At 62.7% G+C, this 21,978-nt stretch carries 20 protein-coding genes and 1 pseudogene; 13 read left to right on the top strand and 8 right to left on the bottom strand.

Annotated elements, in window-relative coordinates; genetic code table 11:
- Positions 1-5: 5 nt before the first annotated feature.
- Entirely contained in the window at positions 6-791 is a 786-nt protein-coding gene (hyi, locus tag K289_RS0129510) for a hydroxypyruvate isomerase (protein WP_027554791.1), read from the bottom strand.
- Positions 792-804: 13 nt separating this feature from the next.
- Positions 805-2,595 carry a glyoxylate carboligase gene (gcl, locus tag K289_RS0129505; protein ID WP_027554790.1) on the bottom strand — a complete coding sequence of 597 codons (1,791 nt, stop codon included), beginning with the start codon at positions 2,593-2,595 and terminating at the stop codon, positions 805-807.
- A 307-nt stretch (positions 2,596-2,902) separates the two neighbouring features.
- Between gcl and K289_RS0129500 the strand changes: the two genes are divergently transcribed.
- The gene (locus K289_RS0129500) at positions 2,903-4,117 is read left to right on the top strand and encodes a metalloprotease (RefSeq protein WP_027554789.1); all 1,215 of its coding nucleotides are present in this window, start codon (positions 2,903-2,905) and stop codon (positions 4,115-4,117) included.
- Positions 4,118-4,133: 16 nt separating this feature from the next.
- On the opposite strand, the gene K289_RS0129495 is transcribed toward K289_RS0129500, so the two are convergent.
- On the bottom strand, positions 4,134-4,979 hold the full coding sequence (locus K289_RS0129495) for an IclR family transcriptional regulator (RefSeq protein ID WP_027554788.1): 846 nt from the start codon (positions 4,977-4,979) through the stop codon (positions 4,134-4,136).
- Positions 4,980-5,202: 223 nt separating this feature from the next.
- Positions 5,203-7,332, bottom strand: coding sequence for an acetate--CoA ligase family protein (locus K289_RS0129490; RefSeq protein WP_027554787.1), 2,130 nt, complete (start codon positions 7,330-7,332; stop codon positions 5,203-5,205).
- Between the two features lie 12 nt (positions 7,333-7,344).
- Between K289_RS0129490 and K289_RS51775 the strand changes: the two genes are divergently transcribed.
- From K289_RS51775 to K289_RS0129470, 5 genes are all read left to right on the top strand, one after another.
- A complete protein-coding gene (locus K289_RS51775; protein ID WP_198024793.1) occupies positions 7,345-7,617 on the top strand; it encodes a hypothetical protein in 273 nt (90 codons plus the stop codon).
- Positions 7,618-7,682: 65 nt separating this feature from the next.
- Complete coding sequence (locus K289_RS0129485) at positions 7,683-8,378, top strand: GntR family transcriptional regulator (RefSeq protein ID WP_198024795.1); 696 nt, start codon at positions 7,683-7,685, stop codon at positions 8,376-8,378.
- A gap of 75 nt (positions 8,379-8,453) precedes the next feature.
- Positions 8,454-10,187: an oxalyl-CoA decarboxylase gene (gene oxc, locus K289_RS0129480; protein WP_027554785.1), complete on the top strand. Its 1,734-nt coding sequence runs from the start codon at positions 8,454-8,456 to the stop codon at positions 10,185-10,187.
- A gap of 64 nt (positions 10,188-10,251) precedes the next feature.
- Positions 10,252-11,529, top strand: a complete 1,278-nt coding sequence (frc, locus tag K289_RS0129475; RefSeq protein ID WP_027554784.1) for a formyl-CoA transferase — start codon at positions 10,252-10,254, stop codon at positions 11,527-11,529.
- Between the two features lie 271 nt (positions 11,530-11,800).
- Entirely contained in the window at positions 11,801-12,565 is a 765-nt protein-coding gene (locus K289_RS0129470; protein ID WP_371260866.1) for a transposase, read from the top strand.
- Positions 12,566-12,585: 20 nt separating this feature from the next.
- Here K289_RS0129470 and K289_RS45545 read toward each other — a convergent pair.
- Both K289_RS45545 and K289_RS45535 read right to left on the bottom strand, forming a co-directional pair.
- Positions 12,586-12,924: pseudogene (locus K289_RS45545) on the bottom strand (transposase); the annotation flags it as partial.
- A 624-nt stretch (positions 12,925-13,548) separates the two neighbouring features.
- Positions 13,549-13,776 carry a DUF2280 domain-containing protein gene (locus K289_RS45535; RefSeq protein ID WP_051310929.1) on the bottom strand — a complete coding sequence of 76 codons (228 nt, stop codon included), beginning with the start codon at positions 13,774-13,776 and terminating at the stop codon, positions 13,549-13,551.
- A 166-nt stretch (positions 13,777-13,942) separates the two neighbouring features.
- Here K289_RS45535 and K289_RS0129455 point away from each other — a divergent pair, with 166 nt between their 5' ends.
- From K289_RS0129455 to K289_RS0129430, 6 genes are all read left to right on the top strand, one after another.
- The gene (locus K289_RS0129455; RefSeq protein ID WP_027554782.1) at positions 13,943-14,347 is read left to right on the top strand and encodes a four-helix bundle copper-binding protein; all 405 of its coding nucleotides are present in this window, start codon (positions 13,943-13,945) and stop codon (positions 14,345-14,347) included.
- Positions 14,348-14,454: 107 nt separating this feature from the next.
- Positions 14,455-15,342, top strand: coding sequence for a haloalkane dehalogenase (locus K289_RS0129450; protein WP_027554781.1), 888 nt, complete (start codon positions 14,455-14,457; stop codon positions 15,340-15,342).
- A gap of 164 nt (positions 15,343-15,506) precedes the next feature.
- A complete protein-coding gene (locus tag K289_RS0129445) occupies positions 15,507-16,409 on the top strand; it encodes a DUF427 domain-containing protein (RefSeq protein WP_027554780.1) in 903 nt (300 codons plus the stop codon).
- A gap of 36 nt (positions 16,410-16,445) precedes the next feature.
- Positions 16,446-18,209, top strand: a complete 1,764-nt coding sequence (locus K289_RS0129440; RefSeq protein WP_027554779.1) for an MOSC and FAD-binding oxidoreductase domain-containing protein — start codon at positions 16,446-16,448, stop codon at positions 18,207-18,209.
- 146 nt (positions 18,210-18,355) lie between these two features.
- Complete coding sequence (locus tag K289_RS0129435) at positions 18,356-18,775, top strand: VOC family protein (protein ID WP_198024792.1); 420 nt, start codon at positions 18,356-18,358, stop codon at positions 18,773-18,775.
- Between the two features lie 121 nt (positions 18,776-18,896).
- Positions 18,897-19,751: an alpha/beta fold hydrolase gene (locus tag K289_RS0129430; RefSeq protein ID WP_027554777.1), complete on the top strand. Its 855-nt coding sequence runs from the start codon at positions 18,897-18,899 to the stop codon at positions 19,749-19,751.
- 155 nt (positions 19,752-19,906) lie between these two features.
- Here K289_RS0129430 and K289_RS0129425 read toward each other — a convergent pair whose 3' ends face one another.
- Both K289_RS0129425 and K289_RS0129420 read right to left on the bottom strand, forming a co-directional pair.
- Positions 19,907-20,512: a TMEM175 family protein gene (locus tag K289_RS0129425; RefSeq protein ID WP_084788765.1), complete on the bottom strand. Its 606-nt coding sequence runs from the start codon at positions 20,510-20,512 to the stop codon at positions 19,907-19,909.
- A 137-nt stretch (positions 20,513-20,649) separates the two neighbouring features.
- Complete coding sequence (locus tag K289_RS0129420; protein ID WP_027554775.1) at positions 20,650-21,138, bottom strand: DUF417 family protein; 489 nt, start codon at positions 21,136-21,138, stop codon at positions 20,650-20,652.
- 534 nt (positions 21,139-21,672) lie between these two features.
- Between K289_RS0129420 and K289_RS0129415 the strand changes: the two genes are divergently transcribed.
- Positions 21,673-21,978: transposase (locus K289_RS0129415; RefSeq protein ID WP_027554858.1), on the top strand; the 306-nt coding region annotated here is incomplete at its 3' end.

The following is a 21,978-nucleotide window of genomic DNA, read 5'->3' as shown; positions in this document are numbered from 1 at the left end:
CGCTCTCAGGTCTCGAACGTCTGCGCCGCATGCCACGAGAGCCCTTCCAGCGTCGTGGTGCGCGGCTTGTATTCGCATCCGATCCAACCGCGATAACCGATGGCGTCGAGGTGGCGGAACAGGAAGGGATAGTTGATCTCGCCCGTGCCGGGCTCGTGGCGGCCGGGATTGTCGGCAAGCTGGATGTGGGCGATGCGGTCGAGATATTCCTGCATGGTGCGGGCGAGATCGCCCTCCATGATCTGCATGTGGTAGATGTCGTATTGGACGAAAAGATTGCTCGACCGTACCTCGGAGATGAGTTGTACTGCCTGCTCAGTGCCGCTCAGGAAGAAGCCGGGAATGTCGAGCGTGTTGATCGGTTCGACCAGCAGCTTGATGTTCTCCCGCGCCAGCGTCGAAGCCGCAAAGCGCAAATTTCCGACCAGCGTCTCATTGAGCTCGCGCGGATCGGCATCGACAGGCGCGATGCCGACGAGGCAGTTGAGCTGCTCGCAGTCGAGCGCCTTGGCATAGTCGATCGCGCGGAACACCCCGTCGCGGAATTCGCTGACGCGATCGGGCAGGATCGCGATGCCGCGCTCGCCCGCCGCCCAGTTGCCGGCCGGCAGATTGTGCAGCACCTGCGTCAGCCCGTGAGCCTCGAGCTGCTCGCGCAGCAGCGCCTTGTCGAAATCATAGGGAAAGAGATATTCGACCCCAGTGAAGCCCGCCGCTTTCGCCGCCGCAAAGCGGTCGACGAACGGCATCTCGTTGAAGAGCATGGTGAGGTTGGCGGCAAATTTCGGCACGATGCTGTCCTCCCTATTCCGCCGGCTCGAGTGCGCCGGGCCGCGTGCTCTCGACCTCGTCGAGCGGCAGATCCAGCACCTCCTCGAACTCGACGACGTTGTCGATCTCCGTGCCCATCGCGATGTTGGTAACGCGTTCGAGGATGAACTCGACCACGACGGGAACGCGGTGCTTCGCCATCAGCTCGCGCGCGGTCGCGAACGCGGCCTGTGCGTCCTTCGGGTCGGTGACACGGATCGCCTTGCAGCCGAGGCCTTCGGCGACCGCGACATGGTCGACGCCGTAGACGCCGATCTCGGGCGCGTTGATGTTCTCGAAGGAGAGCTGGACGTGATAGTCCATGTCGAAGCCGCGCTGGGCCTGGCGGATCAGGCCGAGATAGGAGTTGTTCACGACGACGTGGATGTAGGGCAGATTGAACTGCGCGCCGACCGCGAGTTCCTCGATCAGGAACTGGAAGTCATAGTCGCCCGACAGCGCGACGATGTCGCGATCGGGGCACGCCGCACGCACGCCGAGGGCGGCGGGCAGCGTCCAACCAAGCGGACCCGCCTGGCCGGCATTGATCCAGTTGCGCGGCTTGTAGACGCCCAAAAACTGCGCGCCGGCGATCTGCGACAGGCCGATCACGGTGACGTAGCAGGTGTCGCGGCCGAAGGCCTTGGTCATCTCCTCATAGACGCGCTGCGGCTTGATCGGCACGTTGTCGAAATGGCTCCTGCGCAGCATCGAACGCTTGCGATCGCGGCAGGCCGCGGGCCACGCCTGGCGCTCGCGCAACCTGCCTGACCGCCGCCACTCCCTGGCGACGGTGACGAACAGCTCGAGCGCGGCCTTCGCGTCCGAGACGATGCCGAGATCGGGATTGAACACCCGCCCGATCTGCGTCGGTTCAATGTCGACATGCACGAAGGTGCGGCCCTTGGTGTACGTCTCGATCGAGCCGGTGTGGCGGTTGGCCCAGCGGTTGCCGATGCCGAGCACGAAATCGGATTCGAGCATGGTGGCGTTGCCGTAGCGGTGGCTGGTCTGCAAGCCCACCATGCCGGCCATCAGCACGTGATCGTCGGGGATCGCACCCCACCCCATCAGCGTCGGCACCACGGGCACGTTCAGGATCTCGGCGAATTCGACCAGGAGGTCCGAGGCGTCCGCGTTGATGATGCCGCCGCCCGCCACGATCAGCGGCCGCTCGGCCGCATTCAGCATCTCCAGCGCCTTCTCGACCTGCTTGCGCGTCGCGGTCGGCTTGTAGACCGGCAAGGGCTCATAGGTCTCGTCGTCGAACTCGATCTCGGCGAGCTGCACGTCGAGCGGCATGTCGATCAGCACCGGCCCGGGTCGGCCCGAGCGCATGATGTGGAAGGCCTGGCTGAACACGCGCGGCACCAGCGCGGGCTCGCGCACGGTGACCGCCCATTTGGTCACGGGCTTTGCGATCGACTCGATGTCGACGGCCTGAAAATCCTCCTTGTAGAGCCGCGCACGCGGCGCCTGCCCGGTGATGCAGAGGATCGGGATGGAATCGGCGATGGCCGAATAGAGCCCGGTGATCATGTCGGTGCCTGCCGGCCCCGACGTGCCGATGCAGACGCCGATATTGCCGGCCTTGGCGCGCGTATAGCCTTCCGCCATGTGCGAGGCGCCCTCGACATGACGCGCCAGGATGTGGCGGATCGACCCGCGCTTCTTCAGCGCCGAGTAAAGCGGATTGATCGCCGCTCCGGGAACGCCGAAGGCGGTCGAGACGCCTTCCTTCTCCAGAATTCGCACGGCTGCATCGACAGCTCGCATCTTCGCCATATCGGACCTCGCTCGGTTGCGTTAGCGCGAGCGGGATCATCAGGCGCGCGAGCCGTGATCTCAACGAGATCGGTTTTGTTTCCCGCGGAGTGGAAGGGGCGCAAGAAAATCACAACAAATCAGGCGGTTGACGAAATCACCTCATGGAAACGGGCGGCGCCTCGTTGGTGGGTAGTGTTCCTTCCCCAACCGCCGCCCCGCGGCTTTTCCGGCACAGCCTCTGCGCCGCCAAAGCCAGGGTCTCTTCCGCGCTGCTCCAAATGCGTTTTCCCATGAACTTCCGCCGTCCCATTGCGACCAACAGACCATGCTCAGATTGCTCGCCATACCAATCGAATTGTTGCGCATCGCTTTCTATGCCTTGCAGGGGCTCGTGGACGCGCTGAGAGCGCGGGACCGGCTGAGTCTGGAATTCAGCGTCCTCGTCAACGCGCCGCGCGACGCCGTGTGGCGCTTCAGCACCGCTGAGCGCATGGTGCTGGACGGCCCACCCGTGCTCGAGATCTCGCGCGAACCCATACCTGATGCCGATGACCTGTGGCTGACGCGCGTTTCGGTCAGCGGCCAGCCCAGGGCGCAAGCCGTCACGCGCGAGCTCGTACGCGACGAAGCCCAAGGCGTCTTGGTCGCGCAGGCGGTGCCACACGCGCTGTCCGTGCCGCCGGAGGGTGGCCGCAATGTCAAATCGGAGATGAGGGTGACGGCGACGGCACAGGGAACGTCCCTCACCGTGTTCAACGAAATGACTGTGCGCTCGTTTCGCGACCGCATCATCTATCCGCTCAGCCTGCGCCGGATGGCGCACCTGATCAAGCAGCAGTGTGAGGCAGAGGCTGGCACGCAGAGCCGCGCCGCCGTTCTCGCCAATCACGGGCTGGTGCTGTCGGCTGTGGCATTCCTCAGCTTCTGCTACCTGTTCGGCTGGAAGGAAGGACTGCTGCTGTCGATCGTCGTCGTCCTGCACGAGCTCGGACACGCCGCGGCGATGCTGATGTGCGGCGTCGGCGTCCGCGGAATCTATCTCATCCCCTTCTTCGGCGGCGCCGCCGTTCCAAAGACCGCCTACGGAAGCGAAGACCGGCTCGGCTTCGTCGCCCTGATGGGACCGGGCTTCAGCCTGATTCCGACGCTCGGCCTGTTCGCAATGTCCCCGTCGAGCGGCGGAACCGATCTCTCCCATGCCGCGCAGATGTTTGCGATCATCAACGCCGCCAACCTGCTGCCGATCTACCCGCTCGACGGCGGACAGATCCTCAACGCGCTGATCGGCTCGGTGAACCAAAGGGTAGCACAGGTCGCGAGCTGGTTGGGCTTGCTGGCAGGCCTCGGTCTTGCCGTCGAATTCGAATCATTGCTGATCGGAGTTCCGTTCCTGCTGTTTGCGCTCCAGCGCTATCTGTCGGGCAACAGGACTGCCCAGCTCGAACCTCTGTCCTTCGCTGGCGGCCTTGCGCTTGCAGTCGCCTCGGTCGCGACCTTCGCGTTGTATGTCTACGTCGTCATCAAGACCGGGGGCACCTGACCCCGCCCGGTTCTGCTCAGGACGCCTTCTGCGGCATCACGCCACCCAGCGCCGCCGTCAGCTCCATTGCCGTCTCGCGCACGATGCGGCCGATCTCCGGCAAGCGATCGTCGGTGATGCGGCTGGTCATGCCGGAGACGGAGATCGCGGCGAGCGGTTCGGCGCGATCGTCGTAAACCACCGCCGCAACGCAGCGCAGGCCCATCTGCGCTTCCTCGTCGTCGATGGCATAGCCTTGCTCGCGGATCCTTCCGAGCTCACGAAACAGGTCGCTCGGCCGCACGATCGACTTCTCGGTCAGCCTCGGCATGCCGTGATGGCGAATGATGGCGCCGACATCTTCGTCGGAATAGGTCGCGAGAACCGCCTTGCCGACGCCGGAGGTGACCATCGCGACGCGGCCGCCGACCTTGGTCAGCGAGCGCATGATCTCGCGGCTCTCCATGCGCGTCAGCACGATGATGAACTCGTCGTCGACCACGGCTAGGTTGGCGGTCTCGCGGGTCAGATCGCGCAGCTTGCGTAAATAGGGAACCGCCTGAGCCGAAAAATTGCGCCGCCGCGCGAAGCTCGCGCCCACGGTGAAGCTGCGCACGCCGACATGCCATTTCGACTGGGCGCGGTCGAACTGCACGAAGCGGCGGCTTTCCAGCGTCGCGAGCAGGCGGTGCACGGTCGAGGTCGACAACCCGGTGCGGACGGCGAGATCGCTGAGGCGATAGCCCTCGTCGTCCTCGGCCAGCGTCTCCAGAATCGACAGCGCGCGGTCAACCGACTGCACGCCACCGTCACGCGCCTCGTGATCAGTCTCCGCCGGCGATCTTGGCTCGGGTAATTTGCGCCGGATCACGTTCTTGCTCATCGCGACCTGACTCTTCTCCCTCGCCCCGCTTGCGGGGAGAGGGTCGGTGTGAGGGGGAGCCTCCGCAAGGACGGTGAAAGATGGACTCGTGGAGAGTCCCCCTCACCCGGATTGCACCGGACGATGCTCCGCATCGCTGGGCGCAATCCGACCTCTCCCCGCAAGCGGGGGAGAGGTGAACAATCAGCCGCTTCGGATCGCTCCGAAGCGGCACATCTTCGTCTCAGAGCAGCCCTGCGCCGCGCGCCCACTTGTACTTGGCGCCGAGCACCTCGACCGGCAGCTCGGTCGAATAGGCATAGGCCGGGATGCCGTTCTGGTAGAGATATTCGGCGGCTTCCTCGACCTCGACGTCGCCGGCGAGCGAGGCGACCATCGGCTTCACAAAGCCCTTGGCCTCCATCTCCTTCTTCACCTCGACCATGTTGCGGGCGAACACCATCGGCGGCGTGACGATGGTGTGCCAATAGCCGAGGATCAGCGCGTGGATGCGATCGTCGGAGAGGCCGAGCTTCACCGTGTTGACGTAGGTGATCGGCGGCTCGCCGCCGGTGATATCCACAGGATTTCCAGCCGCGCCAAACGGCGGGATGAACTTGCGGAAGGCGGCGTCGAGATCCGGCGGCATCGACATCAGCGACAGGCCATTGTCGACGCAGGAGTCCGACAGCAGCACGCCCGAGCCACCCGCACCGGTGATGATCAGCACGTTCTCGCCCTTCGGCGTCGGCAGAACCGGCACGCCGCGGGCGAATTCGAGCAGCTGGCGCAGCGAGCGCGCACGGATCACGCCGGACTGCTTGAACACATCCTCGTAGATCCTGTCGTTGCCGGCGAGCGCGCCGGTGTGCGAGGACGCCGCCTTCGCACCGGCCGAGGTGCGGCCGGCCTTGAGCACGACGACCGGCTTCTTCTTGGAGACGCGCTTGGCGGCTTCCGCGAAGGCGCGGCCGTCCTTGAGGTCTTCGCAGTGCTGCGCGATCAGGTTGGTGTTGGGATCCTGCTCGAAGAAGGCGAGCAGATCGTCCTCGTCGATATCGGACTTGTTGCCGAGGCCGACGATGGCGGAGACGCCCATCTTGGCCGAGCGCGAGAAGCCGATGATGGCCATGCCGATGCCGCCCGACTGCGACGACAGCGCCGCGTGACCCTTGACGTCATAGGCCGTGCAGAAGGTCGCGCAGAGATTGGCCGGCGTATAGTAGAAGCCGTAGATGTTCGGCCCCATCAGGCGGATGTCGTACTTCTTGCCGACCTCGACGATCTCGGCCTGGAGCTCGGGCGCGCCGGCTTCGGCGAAGCCCGACGGAATCAGCACCGCGCCAGGGATTTTCTTCTCGCCGCACTCGGTCAGCGCGCCGGCGACGAATTTTGCGGGGATCGCGAACACCGCGACGTCGATCACGCCCGGCACGTCCTTGACGCTCTTATACGCCTTGTAGCCGAGGATCTCGGCGGCCTTGGGGTGGATCGGAATGATCTCGCCCTTGTAGCCGCCGTTGATGAGGTTCTTCATCACGGAGTTGCCGATCTTGCCGTCTTCGGCCGAGGCGCCGATCACGGCGACCGCCTTCGGCTGCATGATGCGGTTCATGGCCGCGACGATCTCTTCGGTCGGGCGCGGCTTCGGCTTGGGCTTGTAGGCGAAGTCGACGACGATGCGGACGTCGGCGGCGGTCGCATCCTTCGGGGTCGCGAACACCGGGTTGAGATCGAGCTCGACGATCTCGGGGAAGTCCGAGACGAGCTGCGAGACCTTGACGATGACGTCGGCGAGCGCCGTGCGGTTCACCGGCTCGCCGCCGCGCACGCCCTTCAGAATCTCATGCGCCTGAATGCCGTCGAGCATCGACAGCGCATCTTCCTTGGTCGCGGGCGCGAGGCGGAAGGTGATGTCCTTCAGCACCTCGACCAGCACGCCGCCGAGACCGAAGGCGACCAGCTTGCCGAACGAGCCGTCGGTGATTGAGCCGACGATGACCTCGGTGCCGCCGGACAGCATCTGCTGCACCTGGATGCCCTCGATCTTGGCGTCGGCCTTGTACTTCCTGGCATTGGAGAGAATGGTCTCGTAGGCCTTCTCCGCATCCTGCGCGGTCTTGACGCCGACGATGACGCCGCCGGCCTCGGTCTTGTGGAGAATGTCGGGCGAGACGATCTTCATCACGACCGGGAAGCCCATCGAGGAGGCCATCTTGCCAGCCTCGCCGGCCGACTTCGCGACCCCCTCCTTCGGAACCGGGATGCCGTAGGCGTCGCAGACCAGCTTGCCCTCTGGGGCCGTCAGGCTGGTGCGGTTGTCCGCCTTGACCTGGTCAAGCACCTTGCGGACGGCATCTTTGGAATTGGACATGTGGTTTCTCCCTTGACCTCAGTTCTTGCTTTGCAAAGCGCGCGCGTGTTGCGGCTGCCCGTGATGCTTGCCATCCGCCGCGCTCTGTTCCATGCCGCGGAACGGAGTTGGCGCAAATGCCGAGACTACTCCGCCGGCTTGGATCAAAAATGGCTGGCGATGGCATTTGGTATGCCAGAAGCCAACTTGTCAAGCCGCCGCATCGCCCGGAACGCTGCAAAAAATAGGCAGCTTGACATTCTGGCATGTGGTATGCCAAAAACTTTCCAGTCAATATTCCTGTAAAAGACGACTCCCACTGGAGGAGAATCGTCGTGTCACTGCGGAAACCAACCAAGGCATTGCCGAACATGGCCGAGGCAGACATCGCAATCGTTCGTATTGCCCCGGAGAGCAGCTTCAAGAACAAGGCGTATGACGCCTTGAAGGAAGCCATCCTCAGGATGGACATCTATTCGACGCCCGAGCCGGTGATGCTGGACGAGCGCGCGCTGTCCGAACGCCTGGGTGTCAGCCGTACGCCGATCCGCGAAGCGATCGCAATGCTCGAGCAGGACGGCTTCGTGAAGACCGTGCCGCGCCGGGGCATCATGGTGGTGCGCCGGACCAAGAGCGAGATCGTCGACATGATCCGCGCCTGGGCGGCGCTGGAGAGCATGGCGGCCCGCCTGATCACCACGACCGCGCGCAAGAAGGACATTTCGGCGCTGCGCGACTTCTTCAAGGACTTCGGCAAGGACCACCTGCCCGAGGATCACGTCGAGGAATATTCCAAGGCGAACATCGCCTTCCACCAGGCGCTGATCTCGCTGTCGGAATCGCCGGTGCTGGTCGATCTCACCAACGACCTGCTGCTGCACGTGCGCGGCTACCGGCAATTGACGATCGGACGGAAGGATCGCACCGCGACCTCGCTGCCCGAGCATCTCGGCATCATCGAGGCGCTGGAAGCGCGCGACACCGAGCTCGCCGAGAAGCGCGCCCGCGATCACACCCTTGGCCTTGCGGCTTACGTCGAAGCGCACGGCCAGGAACTCTTCACCTAGCAACTTCACCAGAAGGGCGAACCATTCGCCCCCAAAAGCCTAAAACGGCACCTTGAGACCAGGGAGACAAGGCCCATGCTGAATACCGCGACCAAGTCCGAAGCACCGGGCACCGAGCAGGAACTGACGGATGGCTTCCATCTCGTCATCGACGCGCTCAAGCTGAACGGCATCAACACCATCTATAATGTGCCGGGCATCCCGATCACGGACTTGGGCCGCATGGCGCAGGCCGCCGGTATTCGCGTGATCTCCTTCCGCCACGAGCAGAACGCCGGTTACGCGGCGGGCATCGCCGGCTTCCTCACCAAGAAGCCCGGCGTCTGCCTCACCGTGTCCGCACCCGGCTTCCTCAACGGTCTCACCGCGCTCGCCCACGCCACCACCAACTGCTACCCGATGATCCTGATCTCCGGCTCGTCCGAGCGCGAGATCGTCGACCTCCAGCAGGGCGACTACGAGGAGATGGACCAGCTCGCGATTGCAAAGCCGTTGTGCAAGGCGGCCTATCGCGTGCTGCATGCCCAGGACATCGGCATCGGTCTTGCCCGCGCCATCCGCGCCGCGGTCTCGGGCCGTCCGGGCGGCGTCTATCTCGACCTGCCGGCAAAGCTGTTCGGCCAGGTGATGAACGCCGACGCCGGCGAGAGGTCGCTGGTCAAGGTGATCGACGCGGCGCCCGCGCAGATCCCCTCGCCCGCTTCGGTCAAGCGCGCGCTCGATGTCTTGAAGAGCGCAAAACGCCCCCTCATCATCCTCGGCAAGGGCGCGGCCTACGCGCAGGCCGATGAAGAGATCAAGAGCTTCGTCGAGAAGAGCGGCGTGCCGTTCCTGCCGATGAGCATGGCCAAGGGCCTCCTCCCCGACACCCATCCGCAGTGCGCCGGCGCGGCCCGCTCGACGGTGCTGAAAGAGTCCGACGTCGTGCTGCTGATCGGCGCCCGGCTGAACTGGCTGCTCTCACACGGCAAGGGCAAGAGCTGGGGCGAAGCGCCCAAGAAGTTCATCCAGGTCGACATCGAGCCGAAGGAGATGGACTCCAACGTCGAGATCGTCGCGCCCGTCGTCGGCGACATCGGCTCGGTCGTCTCGGCGTTCAACCAGGCGATGGGTGCTGGCTGGACCGCCCCGCCGGCCGAATGGACCAAGGCCATTTCGACCAAGCGCGAAGAGAACGTCGCCAAGATGGCGCCGAAGCTCATGAACAACAAGTCGCCGATGGACTATCACGGCGCGCTCGGCGTGCTGAAGAACGTCATCAAGGAGTACCCCGAGGCGATCCTCGTAAACGAGGGCGCCAACACGCTCGACCTCGCCCGCGGCGTCATCGACATGTACAGGCCGCGCAAGCGTCTCGACGTCGGCACCTGGGGCGTGATGGGCATCGGCATGGGCCAGGCGATCGCGGCCGCGCTCGAGACCGGCAACCCCGTGCTGGCGGTGGAAGGCGACAGCGCCTTCGGCTTCTCCGGCATGGAGGTCGAGACCATCTGCCGTTACAATTTGCCGATCTGCGTCGTCATCTTCAACAATGACGGCATCTACCGCGGCACCGACGTCAACGGCGCCAACGCCGATCCCGCGACGACGGTGTTCGTCAAGGGCGCGCGCTACGACAAGATGATGGAAGCCTTCGGCGGCGTCGGCGTGAATGCCACCTCGCCCGACGAGCTCAAGCGCGCCGTCAACGAGGCGATGAAGTCGGGCAAGCCGACGCTGATCAACGCGGTGATCGATCCCGCCGCGGGCTCGGAGAGCGGCCGCATCGGCAACCTCAATCCGCAGAGCGTCTTGCAGAAGAAAAAGTAAGTCCTCCCCTTCAACCCAACATTCCCTGCGGGTGCAGGGGCAGACAGAGTACGGAGCAAACACGATGACAAAGGCGCTCACGGGCGTTCGCATTCTCGACTTCACCCACGTCCAATCGGGGCCGACCTGCACGCAGTTGCTCGCATGGTTCGGCGCCGACGTGATCAAGGTGGAACGCCCGGGCGTGGGTGACATCACCCGCGGCCAGCTGCAGGACATCCCGAACGTGGACAGCCTGTATTTCACCATGCTCAACCACAACAAGCGCTCGATCACGCTCGACACCAAGAACCCCAAGGGCAAGGAAGTCCTGACCGAGCTGATCAAGAAGTGCGACGTGCTGGTCGAGAACTTCGGCCCCGGCGTGCTCGACCGCATGGGCTTCCCCTGGGAGAAGATCCAGCAGATCAACCCGAAGATGATCGTCGCCTCGATCAAGGGCTTTGGCCCCGGGCCGTACGAAGACTGCAAGGTCTATGAGAACGTCGCGCAGTGCACCGGCGGCGCCGCCTCCACCACCGGCTTCCGCGACGGCCTGCCGCTCGTCACCGGCGCGCAGATCGGCGATTCCGGCACCGGCCTGCACCTCGCGCTCGGCATCGTCACCGCGCTCTACCACCGCACCCATTCGGGCAAGGGCCAGCGCGTCACGGCCGCGATGCAGGACGGCGTGCTCAACCTCGCCCGCGTCAAGCTGCGCGACCAGCAGCGCCTCGCCCATGGTCCGCTCAAGGAATACAGCCAGTTCGGCGAAGGCATTCCGTTCGGCGACGCCGTGCCGCGCGCCGGCAATGACTCGGGCGGCGGTCAGCCCGGCCGCATCCTCAAGTGCAAGGGCTGGGAGACCGATCCCAACGCGTACATCTATTTCATCACCCAGGCGCCGGTCTGGGAGAAGATCTGCGACGTGATCGGCGAGCCGACCTGGAAAACCGATCCGAACTACGCCAAGCCGCCGGCCCGCCTGCCGCGCCTCAACGAGATCTTCGCCCGCATCGAGCAGTGGACGATGACGAAGACCAAGTTCGAGGCGATGGAAATCCTCAACAAGGACGACATCCCCTGCGGCCCGATCCTGTCGATGAAGGAGATCGCCGAGGACGAGTCGCTGCGCAAGACCGGCACCGTGGTCGAGGTCGACCACCCCACCCGCGGCAAGTACATCTCGGTCGGCAACCCGATCAAGCTGTCGGACTCCCCGAGCGACGTGCAGCGCTCGCCGCTGCTCGGCGAGCACACCGACGAGATCCTGCGCCAGGTGCTGGGCTTCAGCGATCACCAGGTCGCCGACATCCACAAGTCCGGCGCGCTCGACCCGCCGCAGAAGCAGGCCGCCGAGTAAGCGGAAGCACTTTGACGCGAGACGAAAGGGCCGCCTGATGAGGCGGCCCTTTTTGCATGAGGAACGCATCCGGCCGGCAGGTCGGATGGCGCGCCCGATGAGGGCCAACAAGCCGCGAAAGCGCTCCCTCTCCCTCCCCCGCTCGCAAGCCCCAACTAAAAATCTGAAAAACAACCCCATGCAAAGTAGCCGAGGGCCGTTCGCACGCGCACACGACTTACGGATTTTACGAAGCCATTTGACACGTCGGGCAAAACAGTGGCAGCAATCTATGCTGGCACAACTCGCAGGACGTCCACGCTCTTCGGTTATCCGCACTCAATTGACGCCGCTCCCTCCTGCCCGCATGCTGGACCGTGGCCGCTTAGCCCGTGTCGTCATCCCCGGTCACCCCCATCACGTCACCCAGCGCGGTAACGGTCGCGCGCACACGTTCTTCGAAGATGGCGACTATGCGCTCTATCGCGACCTGCTCGCGGAAAATTGCCGGGCCGCCGGGGTCGAGGTGTGGGCCTGGCGCCTGATGCCCAACCATGTGCATCTCATTCTGGTGTCCTCCGATGCCGACGGCCTGCGCCGCGCGCTGGCGCGCGTGCATCGGTCCTATGCCGGCACGATCCAGGCGAGGCGCAAACGCACGGGGCATTTCTGGCAGGGCCGGTTCGGCGCGGTGGCCATGGACGAGGAACATCTGGCGGCCGCATTGCGCTACGTCTCACTCAACCCGGTACGCGCCCACCTGGTGCAGCGCGCGCAAGACTGGCGATGGTCAAGCACGCGCGCGCATCTGCGCGGCAAACACGACGGGGTGACGGCGCTGGCGCCGATCAAGGACCGCTTCCCGCGCTTCGCCGATCTGCTCGACGGCGCGTCCGAGGACGAGTCGTTCGCCCGCCTGCGCGCGGCGGAGAGCATCGGTCGGCCGCTCGGCGGCGATCGCTTCATCGCTCGGCTCGAGCGGCTAACCGGACGCCCCCTCAAACCGGCCAAACGCGGGCCAAAGCCCGAGCGTCAGCATGATGGCGACAGCAATTGAGTGCACTGTCACCGTAATTCTGAACGACCCATATCTTGCTGATTGTTGTCCGCGATGCAGGCTCCGTGTTGGTGCACGCGCACGACGGAGGTATCGATCATCTGCACCGCCGCATCATGACCGGCGGCCGGCGCATCCATGATCTGGTCCCAGACGCCAGCCCGCCGCCAGCGCACGAACCGATTGTAACAGGTGGTACGGGGACCATAGGTCTCGGGCGGATCGCGCCATGGGGCACCTGAACGCAGGACCCAAAAGATGCCATTGAGCACGCGACGGTCATTTACACGACGACACCACGCGGTTTGTTCGGCAGCATAGGTTTGATGGTGGTCAAAGTCGCTGAGTTCGTAGCGCATGATTCGAGGCTCCGGTTCGGAGCTTGAATCACGTCTTGGGCAGCGCCATCAATGGCCCGTCGCTATGTCGCTAATGCTCTGAATTTACTTCTGCTTTCGGCGGCACAGCGGAGGTGACCGGACCCGCTGCTGGCTCGCCCCAGTCGCGAATGACCCAAGCCGGACCTGCGGGGATGTCCGCGCCAACGTCCGCTTTCGTGGCGACTGCTGGGTCGTTCGCCGCACCAAACTTCGATCTTCGAAGATTATAGCGATCCTGAGCCGCCTCAATACATGAAAGCGAGAGAGAGTGAAGCCTATCTTGATTTCAACGGCCACCGATCAGGCAGACTGTTGCAGCGGTGCTTGCTCGAAGCGGTCGAGGCTCGTCGCGCACGACAGCGTGCCGATCTTGGCTAAGACCTTCGCCCGCTCGGACGCGCGATACAGCTCGGCGTTGGCCTCCGTTCTGCAATTGCGAGCGGACCAGCTGTGCCCGATGTGACTTGCTAAAAATCGGTAATGCCAGCAGACCTAATTTCTGCTCGGCGGGCTGCAGTCGCTTTGCGACAACTGCCACAAAACGACGAGGCAGCGCGGGCGTCGCGGATGACACTTGGCGGCTCGATGCGAAGCTCCGGCCCACTACTCGATTGCCTTCTTCCGTCTTTCGAAGAACAACTCCTTCAGTTCCGGATGGAGCGCCCGCCTGTTTTTGCTGGTCGGTTCAGAAAAATGCACCCGCTGCCGGCTCACCTCGAGGCCGAACTCCTTCTTGACGGCCTTTACCGCCTGGGAAGGCTGGTCAAAGCGGGCAAGCCGTTGGACGATAAACGCCTTTACCGAACCAAGGAGTTCGTTGAACGTCGCCATTCGCGTAAAAGAGTGTCAAAAGGAATCGTAAAAAGCCGAACAGCACTGCCCCGCTATGTTCGCCGAACGCGTCCTCGTTGGGACTTCTGTATATTTCTCTATCGGCATAAGAACCTTTTCGGGCGGCCGAGATTTCTAATCATCCATACTAGCACGGAGTTCCCACATGCACGCCCAGGAGATAATCAGTACACACCCGCAAGTGCATGGACAGACCAACGACGCACTGATCCGCTGCATCGAGGAGTGCTATTCCTGCGCTCAGACCTGCACGTCTTGCGCCGACGCCTGCTTGGCCGAGGACAAGGTAAAATCGCTGACGCAATGCATCCGTTTGAACTTGGACTGTGCTGATGTCTGCAACATTACGGGGCGTATCGCGACTCGACGCACCGGCTCTGATGAAGAGATGATTCGAAGGATGCTCGACGCTTGCGCAACCGCCTGCCGGCTGTGCGCCGAAGAATGCGAAAAGCACGCAAGGATGCACGAACACTGCCGAGTCTGCGCCGACGCTTGTCGTCGGTGCATGAGCGCCTGCGAGAAAGCTGGGACCGGCATGAAGCACTGATCAGCTCGCAAACGAGCCCGGCCGCTAAAGGCCAAGAACTGACTGCACCCTTCTTAGTCGGCTAACACAGTTTGTGGGTTTTCACACAGCTGACAGGACAAGCGAACATGATCTCTGCGGCATTTCCTTACCAAAAGCAGCGGCGGGAGGTTCTCGGCAGCGAGATGGCATACGTGGAGGTGGGAAAGGGCGACCCCATCGTGCTGCTGCACGGCAACCCCACCTCTTCATATCTCTGGCGCAACGTGTTGCCGCATCTGCAGTCACTAGGCCGCTGCATCGCCCCCGACCTGATTGGCATGGGTGACTCCGACAAGCTGCCTAACAGCGGCCCGGACTCGTATCGCTTCGTCGAGCACTACCGCCACCTCGACGCCCTGCTCGAGGCCCTGAATGTGCGCGAGCGGGTCACCCTCGTTATCCATGACTGGGGTTCGGCCCTCGGCTTCAACTGGGCCAACCACCACCGCGAGGCCGTGAAGGGAATCGCGTACATGGAAGCGATCGTGGGGCCTCAGCGCTGGGACCACTGGGATAAGTTCGGAATGCGTTCGGCCTTACAGGCGCTGCGTTCCGAGGCCGGCGAGGCGATGGTCCTGCAGGACAACTTCTTCATCGAGCAGATCCTGCCCAAGGCGATCCTGCGCACCCTCTCCGTCGAGGAGATGGCGGAGTACCGACGGCCGTTCGTCGAACCCGGCGAGGGACGGCGGCCGACGCTCACATGGCCCCGGCAGATCCCCATCGAGGGCGAGCCCGCCGACGTGGCTGCGGTCGCGGCCGCCTACGCGGACTGGCTGGCTACGAGCAATGTGCCCAAGCTGTTCTTGAAGGCCGAGCCCGGTGGGATCCTTGCCAAGGATGCGTTGGTTGACTTCGTGCGCGGGTGGCCAGAGCAGACCGAGGTGACGGTCGCGGGGATCCATTTCGTCCAGGAAGATTCGCCGGACGAGATCGGGAGGGCCATCGCCGGCTGGATGGGGAAGTTGAGCTGACGGGGTTGTCGTGGCGGTCATTCGGCACACGGCGCACCCGATCACCTCGTCAGCGCGAGCTAGCGTCAAAGCCGGGCCGAAGGTCGCCGTCCACTCGTGTTCCGCGGGTAAGGAATGCTTGGTGAACCTATCGGCCTCGATCATCAAACCTGTGGGAGAGAGCAATGGGACTATCCTGGCAACAAGGTCCGCTCTCGACCGGAGCGATCGGCCGATTTCTCGTGCCCGAACCGCTTCCCAAGAGACTATTATATATCGAGCGGTTGCGGCGGCGCTTGCGCGTACGCTTCGGGGCAAGTTGGATCGCCGATAGCGAGAACGCCCTCCTGTTCTTCGAACCGGGCCGCTATCCGGTAGCCTACTTCCCGGAGACCGACGTTTCTCCACACATCCTGGAACAGACCGAGCATACCACCCAACACCCCGATCTCGGGCTCACATCCTGGTACAGCGTTCGGGCGGACGAGCAGCACATCGCGCCTCGAGGGGCGTGGCAGCACATCAGCCTGCCCACTTACGCGAGCGAACTGCAGGCACGCGTCGCGTTCGCTTGGCGGGCCATGGATGCATTCTACGAAGAAGATGAACGAGTCGTGGGCCATGCCGCCGACCCCTACCACCGCATCGACATTCGCCAGGCTTCCCGTAACCTCGTGGTCCGCCATCGCGAGCGGATCATCGCCGATACTAAACGGCCGGTGGTCCTCTACGAGTCCGGCTTCGCGCCGCGCTGGTACGTTCCACGCGCCGATATCGATGAGTCTGCCCTCACTCCCGTGAAACTCCAGACTTTCTGCCCGTACAAGGGGCTCTGCAGCTATTACTCAATCGATGATGCACGTCTGGCGGCATGGTACTATCCCGACGCCTATCCAGAAGTCGGCCGCATCTCCAACCTGGTGTCGTTCGAACCGGACATTGTCTCGGTGCATCTCGATGACACCCAACTCCATCTTGAGCCGGGCCAGACGGTGGTTCCGCACGGCCCCGATCGAAACCTCGACGTTGACGAGATAGTCCACGAGCGAGCACCCGGCGGCAAGCCCGCAACGGCTGCGAGCGGCTAGAAAGGACTTCCAGTTCCCGTTAAAGCGGAGCAGGACATGGCTCGACTATTATCGGTGAACGTCGGACTCCCGCGCGATATCGAGTGGAAGGGTCGCACTGTACACACCGGGATCTGGAAATATCCGGTGCGTGGCCGCCGTCGAGTCGGCCGGTTGAATCTGGACGGAGACGGTCAAGGCGACCTGAGCGGCCACGGGGGTGAGCAGCGAGCCGCCTTCGTCTACCAGATCGAATCGTATCGCTACTGGCAGGAGCAGCTGAAGCGGACCGACTTCGTCCATGGACAGTTCGGCGAGAACTTCACGGTCGAAGGATTGCCCGACGAAGCCGTTTGCATCGGCGACCGTTATCAGATCGGCGGCGCACTGTTCGAGGTCACTCAACCCCGCGTGACCTGCTATCGCGTTGGCATTCGGATGAACGAGCCGCGGATGCCGGCATTGCTGACATCCAGCGGACGTCCGGGGTTCTACTTCCGCGTCCTTCAGGAGGGCGAGGTGAGCGCCGGTGACGAAATCGAGAAGGTGGGGGAGGCGAACGAGCGAATGACCGTCGCAGAGATCAACGCGCTTCTCTATTCGCCCAATCATGCGCGCGATCGATTGGAGCGCGCCTTGCGGATCGAGGCGCTTTCGCCCGGATGGCGCGCGTCGTTTGAGGCGTTACTGCAGAGCCAAACGACTGCCGCGGGGGGCGGCAACGCGGGGCTCGCGCCGGCAGCAGCTGCGCATCCGGTTGCACCAGGATTTCAGCCGCTCAAGGTGGCGGCGATCGATCAAGAATCCGAGGACGTCCTCTCCGTGTCGATGCGGCATCCGAACGATCAGCCGCTGCCACCGGCTCTGCCCGGTCAGTACGTGGTCTTGCGTCTTGGACCAACCGGCGGCGGTCCGCCGCTGTTTCGCAGCTACTCGCTCTCGGGTCCCCTCTCGACAGAGCGCTATCGGATTAGCGTGAAGATCGAGCCGAATGGAGCGGCTGGAACCTACCTGCGGGAGCATGTCCGGGTGGGCGACGTTCTCGACGTCAGCTCGCCGCGCGGAAGCTTCATCCTGCAATCCGGGCAGGGGCCCGTGGTATTGCTCAGCGCGGGAATCGGAGCGACGCCCGTTTTGGCGATGCTGTACGCGCTGGCGGCGGGCCGCTCGACACGTACGGTCTTGTGGCTGCACGCGGCTCGCGACCGGCAGCATCATCCATTTGCCGCCGAAGTCCGCCGCCTCATGCCCGCGCTCACCCACGGCCGCAGCTATGTGTGTTACAGCAGACCAGGCTCGCGCGATAAGGTGGGCGAGGATTTCGACGCTACCGGTCACCTGTCGCGATCGGTCTTCGACGAAGTCGGCATCCCGCGCGCGGCCGATGTCTACCTCTGCGGGCCGACGCGCTTCATGGCAGACATGAAAGAGGTACTCGCAGCCCTGGCCGTGGCGCCGGAGCGGATTCATGTCGAAATCTTCAACGGCAGCGAGTCGATGACGCCCGGCGTCATCGGCGCGGCAACGCGCGCTCCACACGTGCCGGCGGATGACGCCAACACCGGTCCGTTGGTGTCGTTCGCGCGAAGTGGCATCGCCGTACACTGGAACGCGTCAGCCTACCAGAGCATTTTAGAGCTGGCCGAAGCCTGCGATGTCCCAGTCCGTTGGTCATGTCGCACCGGCGTTTGTCACAACTGTGAGAGCGGTTTGGTTTCCGGCGCGGTCACCTATGAACCGCAGCCGCTTGACCAGCCCGCCGACGGCAACCTTCTCGTTTGCTGCTCCCAACCGATTCGTGACGTCGTCATCGATTTGTGAATCCTGACAGAGATTCAACTGAAGTGTCGTCACGGCTCAGTTCCAGGAGCGTCGGGCCGCAAGTTAAGGATCAGGGCTGCGCATATCAGACCGTAAGACGAGGTTCGGCGATGAACACAACCAGCAAAGCGACCGTGGAGCTCTCAGTGGAGGTGATCACGTTGCCGGTGAGCGACGTCGGGCGAGCGCTGCGGTTCTACGTCGACCAGGTCGGCTTCACGCTCGACGTCGACTATTCGCCGAACGACATGTTCCGCGTCGTGCAGCTCACGCCGCCGGGCTCTAGCTGTTCGATACAGATCGGTAGCGGACTCACCGATGCGCCCGTGGGATCGCTTCGCAACGTCTATCTCGTCGTCACCGACCTTGAGGATGCGCGGAGCCGCCTGCTCAAACGTGGAGTCAAAGTCGGGGAGATCCGACACAAGGTGCCCATTGATGCCTGGGACGGAGGTTTTGCACCCGGGCTCGATCCCGGGCGCAGGGACTACGCCAGTTTCGCCGGCTTCTCGGACCCGGATGGCAACAGCTGGATGCTACAGGAACGAGGTTATCGCAACGTGTGACGTATCGCAGAAGCTTCGCGACGTCGACCATGCTCGGCTTAGTAGAGGCCTCTAAGGAGAGGGCCGGGACGTTTCTCGTCCTGAGCCCTCTCGGTGATCTCCAGAGCGAAAGGGGAGACCCATGTGCGCAGTCACTTACCGGAAAGTGGATGTCGATGGCGTAGGAGTATTCTATCGCGAAGCCGGGCCGAAGGAGGCGCCAACGCTCCTCCTGTTGCACGGCTTCCCCACCGCGGGCCACATGTTTCGCGATCTCATCCCGCAACTTGCGGACCGATTTCGCCTCGTCGCTCCCGACCTGCCGGGGTTTGGCCAATCCGACATGCCGGCGCGGAGCGCCTTTAACTACACATTTGAGAATATCGCGAACGTCATCGATCGCTTCGTCGAGGTGACCGGTCTCCATCGCTTCGCGATCTACGTCTTCGACTATGGAGCACCTGTCGGCTTCCGCCTCGCCGTTCGGCATCCAGATCGCCTCACCGCAATCATCTCCCAGAACGGTAACGCTTATGAGGAAGGGCTGAGTGAGGGGTGGAATCCCGTTCGGACCTATTGGCAAGAGCCGTCTCCTACTAACCGAGAAGTGCTCCGCAGCTTCCTCGCGCCAGAGACGACGCGCTGGCAGTACACCCATGGCGTGCCTGACGTGACTGCGATTTCTCCGGACGGCTATTCACTCGACAACTTCTATTTGGCCCGCGCTGGTGCCGACGAGATTCAGTTGGACCTGTTGGGCGACTACAAGAGCAACGTCGCGCTTTACCCGACCTTCCAAAATTACTTCCGGACTCACAAGCCTCGTTTTTTAGCGGTCTGGGGAAAAAACGATCCCTTTTTCCTGCCGCGCGGTGCCGAGGCGTTCAAGCGCGATATTCCCGGTGCCATGATCGATTTCTTCGAAACAGGCCACTTTGCGCTCGAGACCCATGCGAAGGAGATCGCGGCAAAGATCCGGGACTTCTTCGCACTTTGAATGTGCAACGATATTGTCCCTCTGGCTTCGTAGGAAATGCTGGATCAGCGAAGGCGTTGCAGCGTCGTTTGCCGGATGATGCCCTCAAAATCGTTATGCGAGGCCCAACAAGGACGACACGATAGCCGCATCGCCACACAACGACCTGGAAAGACCTAATTTTGCGCGGTTTCCTCGTCCCGCATCTGAGCCCAAGGCGGTTCTGGTCTCAGATAACCGATAAGGCAGCAGATGCAAATTCCGAGGCCGACGAGGGGGTATTTCAGCGCCACGACTGCGGCCACACCGAAGAAGCACAACGTCGTCAGCGACCGCACGCGCATGATCCTGCGCACCTTTGGTGAGGTTTTCGCGTCTGGCCTCCGATGGACGAGCTCCCAGGCCAACGCGATATAGGTCGCGTTCACCAGGAAGAAGATGGCCGCGTAAAAGGCCACCGGCTGCGGTGCGAGCTCGCTCACTGCCATCCATGCAGTGGAGAGCGGGAGCAGCGAGATCGAAAACAAATGCGCGAAATTGAACCACAACAGGCTCGACGTAGCGTCACTGGCGTAGCGCATCAGGTAGTGGTGATTGGTCCAGACGATGGCGATGAAGAGGAAACTCACCGCGTAGCTCAGCCACGTCGGCCAGAGAGCCAGCAATGCCTCGAAAGTGGGCCGCTCGGGTGGTCTCAATTCCAACGCCAGGACTGTAATGAGCACGGCGAACACGCCGTCGGAGAACGTGCTCAGTCGCTCCGGTGTCGCTCTACGTAGCACGGTCCCGCCCTCCTATCGCGAAGGTAGGCAAGTTTGCAAGGCAAGTTACATGCGTCAACCGGCCACCGCCGAAGACGGGCGTTCCCGCCGAGAGACGGCGCAAATTCGACAAAGGCCCGTGTAACGTTGTGGAGTTTCTAGACAGTCCGTGATTTTACAAGAGACTGCGGCAAAGAGGCCAGAAACAAGACGGCGCAGACGCAAAGCAAGACGATATCCTTGAATAGAAACTCGCCAGTTAAATTCCAGGCAATTGGGTCAGTGGATATGCTCCATTTGACGACCCCCGGTGTCGTGAAGAAGAATGACCACGTGATCGCAAAGGTGACCACGCCCATCAGCGAACCAACGGCGGATAAGATCGGGCTGAAAGCACCTGCCGCGAGCAGCGCCGCAATGGCAAATTCGACAACACCAAGGAAATACGCTTCTCCCCTGAGGCCGAATAGCGATAGCCACCAAATAAATGGACTATTGCTGATGAACTGAGCGATGCCCTGCGCCGACTGCAACGTGAATTTTTGCATGCCAAATGACACAAAGACGACAACCATGACCCAACGAAGGATAACCAGCATACGATAAGACCCGCCTCCGTTTTCAGCGACATTGAAAGATGCTTTCATGTGGGTCACCTCTTACCGTCCTGATCCATATTGATTTCGGCTGGTACGCAGACGCACGTCCCTTCCAGCCTTTACGCACGGGCAGCTCCGTCGTTACGTTCGTCTACAGTTCCCCGGCTCACAATGATGTGCATGTGGAACGAAAAACTTTGATGGATCGGGCGGCAGACTCTTATCCAGCCATCAAACTTCGAGGCGGTGCGCGTAGATGGTGCAGAAGGGCGGTTTGCGGTGCTTCTCGGCAAAAGGCGACGTAGATGCCGTTCTGTTCGCCAGGTCGTATTGCGAGTTGAGCTCACACTAGATGACCAATTGGGCGCCTGACGAACTGATGAGGAAATAGTCGAGCGACTTGGACTGTGGCCGAATAAGAACGCTGCAACCGGTGATGTCAGCTATTGAGAGCGTGAAGCAGACGAACATCGCGCCTGGCTCGGTTGACCGCTTATGATGCTGTGGACGGCTCCTCCACGGGCACGAGAGTGCCAAGGAGTGGGCGCCGTTTGAGGCTCCCACGATTCGGAGGAGCAGCCTATGCAGTCAATTTCGACGATTGGTCTGGATATTGCGAAGTCGGTCTTTCAAGTGCATGGCGTCGATGGAACCGGTCAGGTGGTGATCCGCCGCCAGCTCAAGCGCCGTTTCGTGCTGTCCTTCTTTGAGAAGTTGTCGCCGTGCCTGGTAGGGATCGAGGCTTGCGCATCATCCCATTATTGGTCCCGCGAACTGCAGGCGTTGGGGCATACGGTGCGGTTGATGCCTCCCGCCTATGTGAAGCCCTACGTCAAGCGGCAGAAGAACGACACCACCGATGCGGAGGCGATTTGCGAGGCGGTCACG

It is taken from the genome of Bradyrhizobium sp. Cp5.3 (genome assembly GCF_000426265.1).
In the GTDB taxonomy this organism is placed as follows: Bacteria; Pseudomonadota; Alphaproteobacteria; order Rhizobiales; family Xanthobacteraceae; genus Bradyrhizobium; species Bradyrhizobium neotropicale.
Note: the sequence above shows the minus strand (reverse complement) of the source record. Positions and strands in the feature narration are given on the sequence as shown.

Bases quoted from the DNA above. Each gene is read 5' to 3' on its own strand.
- gcl (WP_027554790.1), bottom strand. From the start codon at position 2,595: ATGGCGAAGATGCGAGCTGTCGATGCAGCCGTGCGAATTCTGGAGAAG.
- K289_RS0129500 (WP_027554789.1), top strand. From the start codon at position 2,903: ATGCTCAGATTGCTCGCCATACCAATCGAATTGTTGCGCATCGCTTTC.
- K289_RS0129495 (WP_027554788.1), bottom strand. From the start codon at position 4,979: ATGAGCAAGAACGTGATCCGGCGCAAATTACCCGAGCCAAGATCGCCG.
- K289_RS0129490 (WP_027554787.1), bottom strand. From the start codon at position 7,332: ATGTCCAATTCCAAAGATGCCGTCCGCAAGGTGCTTGACCAGGTCAAG.
- K289_RS0129485 (WP_198024795.1), top strand. From the start codon at position 7,683: ATGGCCGAGGCAGACATCGCAATCGTTCGTATTGCCCCGGAGAGCAGC.
- oxc (WP_027554785.1), top strand. From the start codon at position 8,454: ATGCTGAATACCGCGACCAAGTCCGAAGCACCGGGCACCGAGCAGGAA.
- frc (WP_027554784.1), top strand. From the start codon at position 10,252: ATGACAAAGGCGCTCACGGGCGTTCGCATTCTCGACTTCACCCACGTC.
- K289_RS0129470 (WP_371260866.1), top strand. From the start codon at position 11,801: ATGCTGGCACAACTCGCAGGACGTCCACGCTCTTCGGTTATCCGCACT.
- K289_RS45535 (WP_051310929.1), bottom strand. From the start codon at position 13,776: ATGGCGACGTTCAACGAACTCCTTGGTTCGGTAAAGGCGTTTATCGTC.
- K289_RS0129455 (WP_027554782.1), top strand. From the start codon at position 13,943: ATGCACGCCCAGGAGATAATCAGTACACACCCGCAAGTGCATGGACAG.
- K289_RS0129450 (WP_027554781.1), top strand. From the start codon at position 14,455: ATGATCTCTGCGGCATTTCCTTACCAAAAGCAGCGGCGGGAGGTTCTC.
- K289_RS0129445 (WP_027554780.1), top strand. From the start codon at position 15,507: ATGGGACTATCCTGGCAACAAGGTCCGCTCTCGACCGGAGCGATCGGC.
- K289_RS0129440 (WP_027554779.1), top strand. From the start codon at position 16,446: ATGGCTCGACTATTATCGGTGAACGTCGGACTCCCGCGCGATATCGAG.
- K289_RS0129430 (WP_027554777.1), top strand. From the start codon at position 18,897: ATGTGCGCAGTCACTTACCGGAAAGTGGATGTCGATGGCGTAGGAGTA.
- K289_RS0129420 (WP_027554775.1), bottom strand. From the start codon at position 21,138: ATGAAAGCATCTTTCAATGTCGCTGAAAACGGAGGCGGGTCTTATCGT.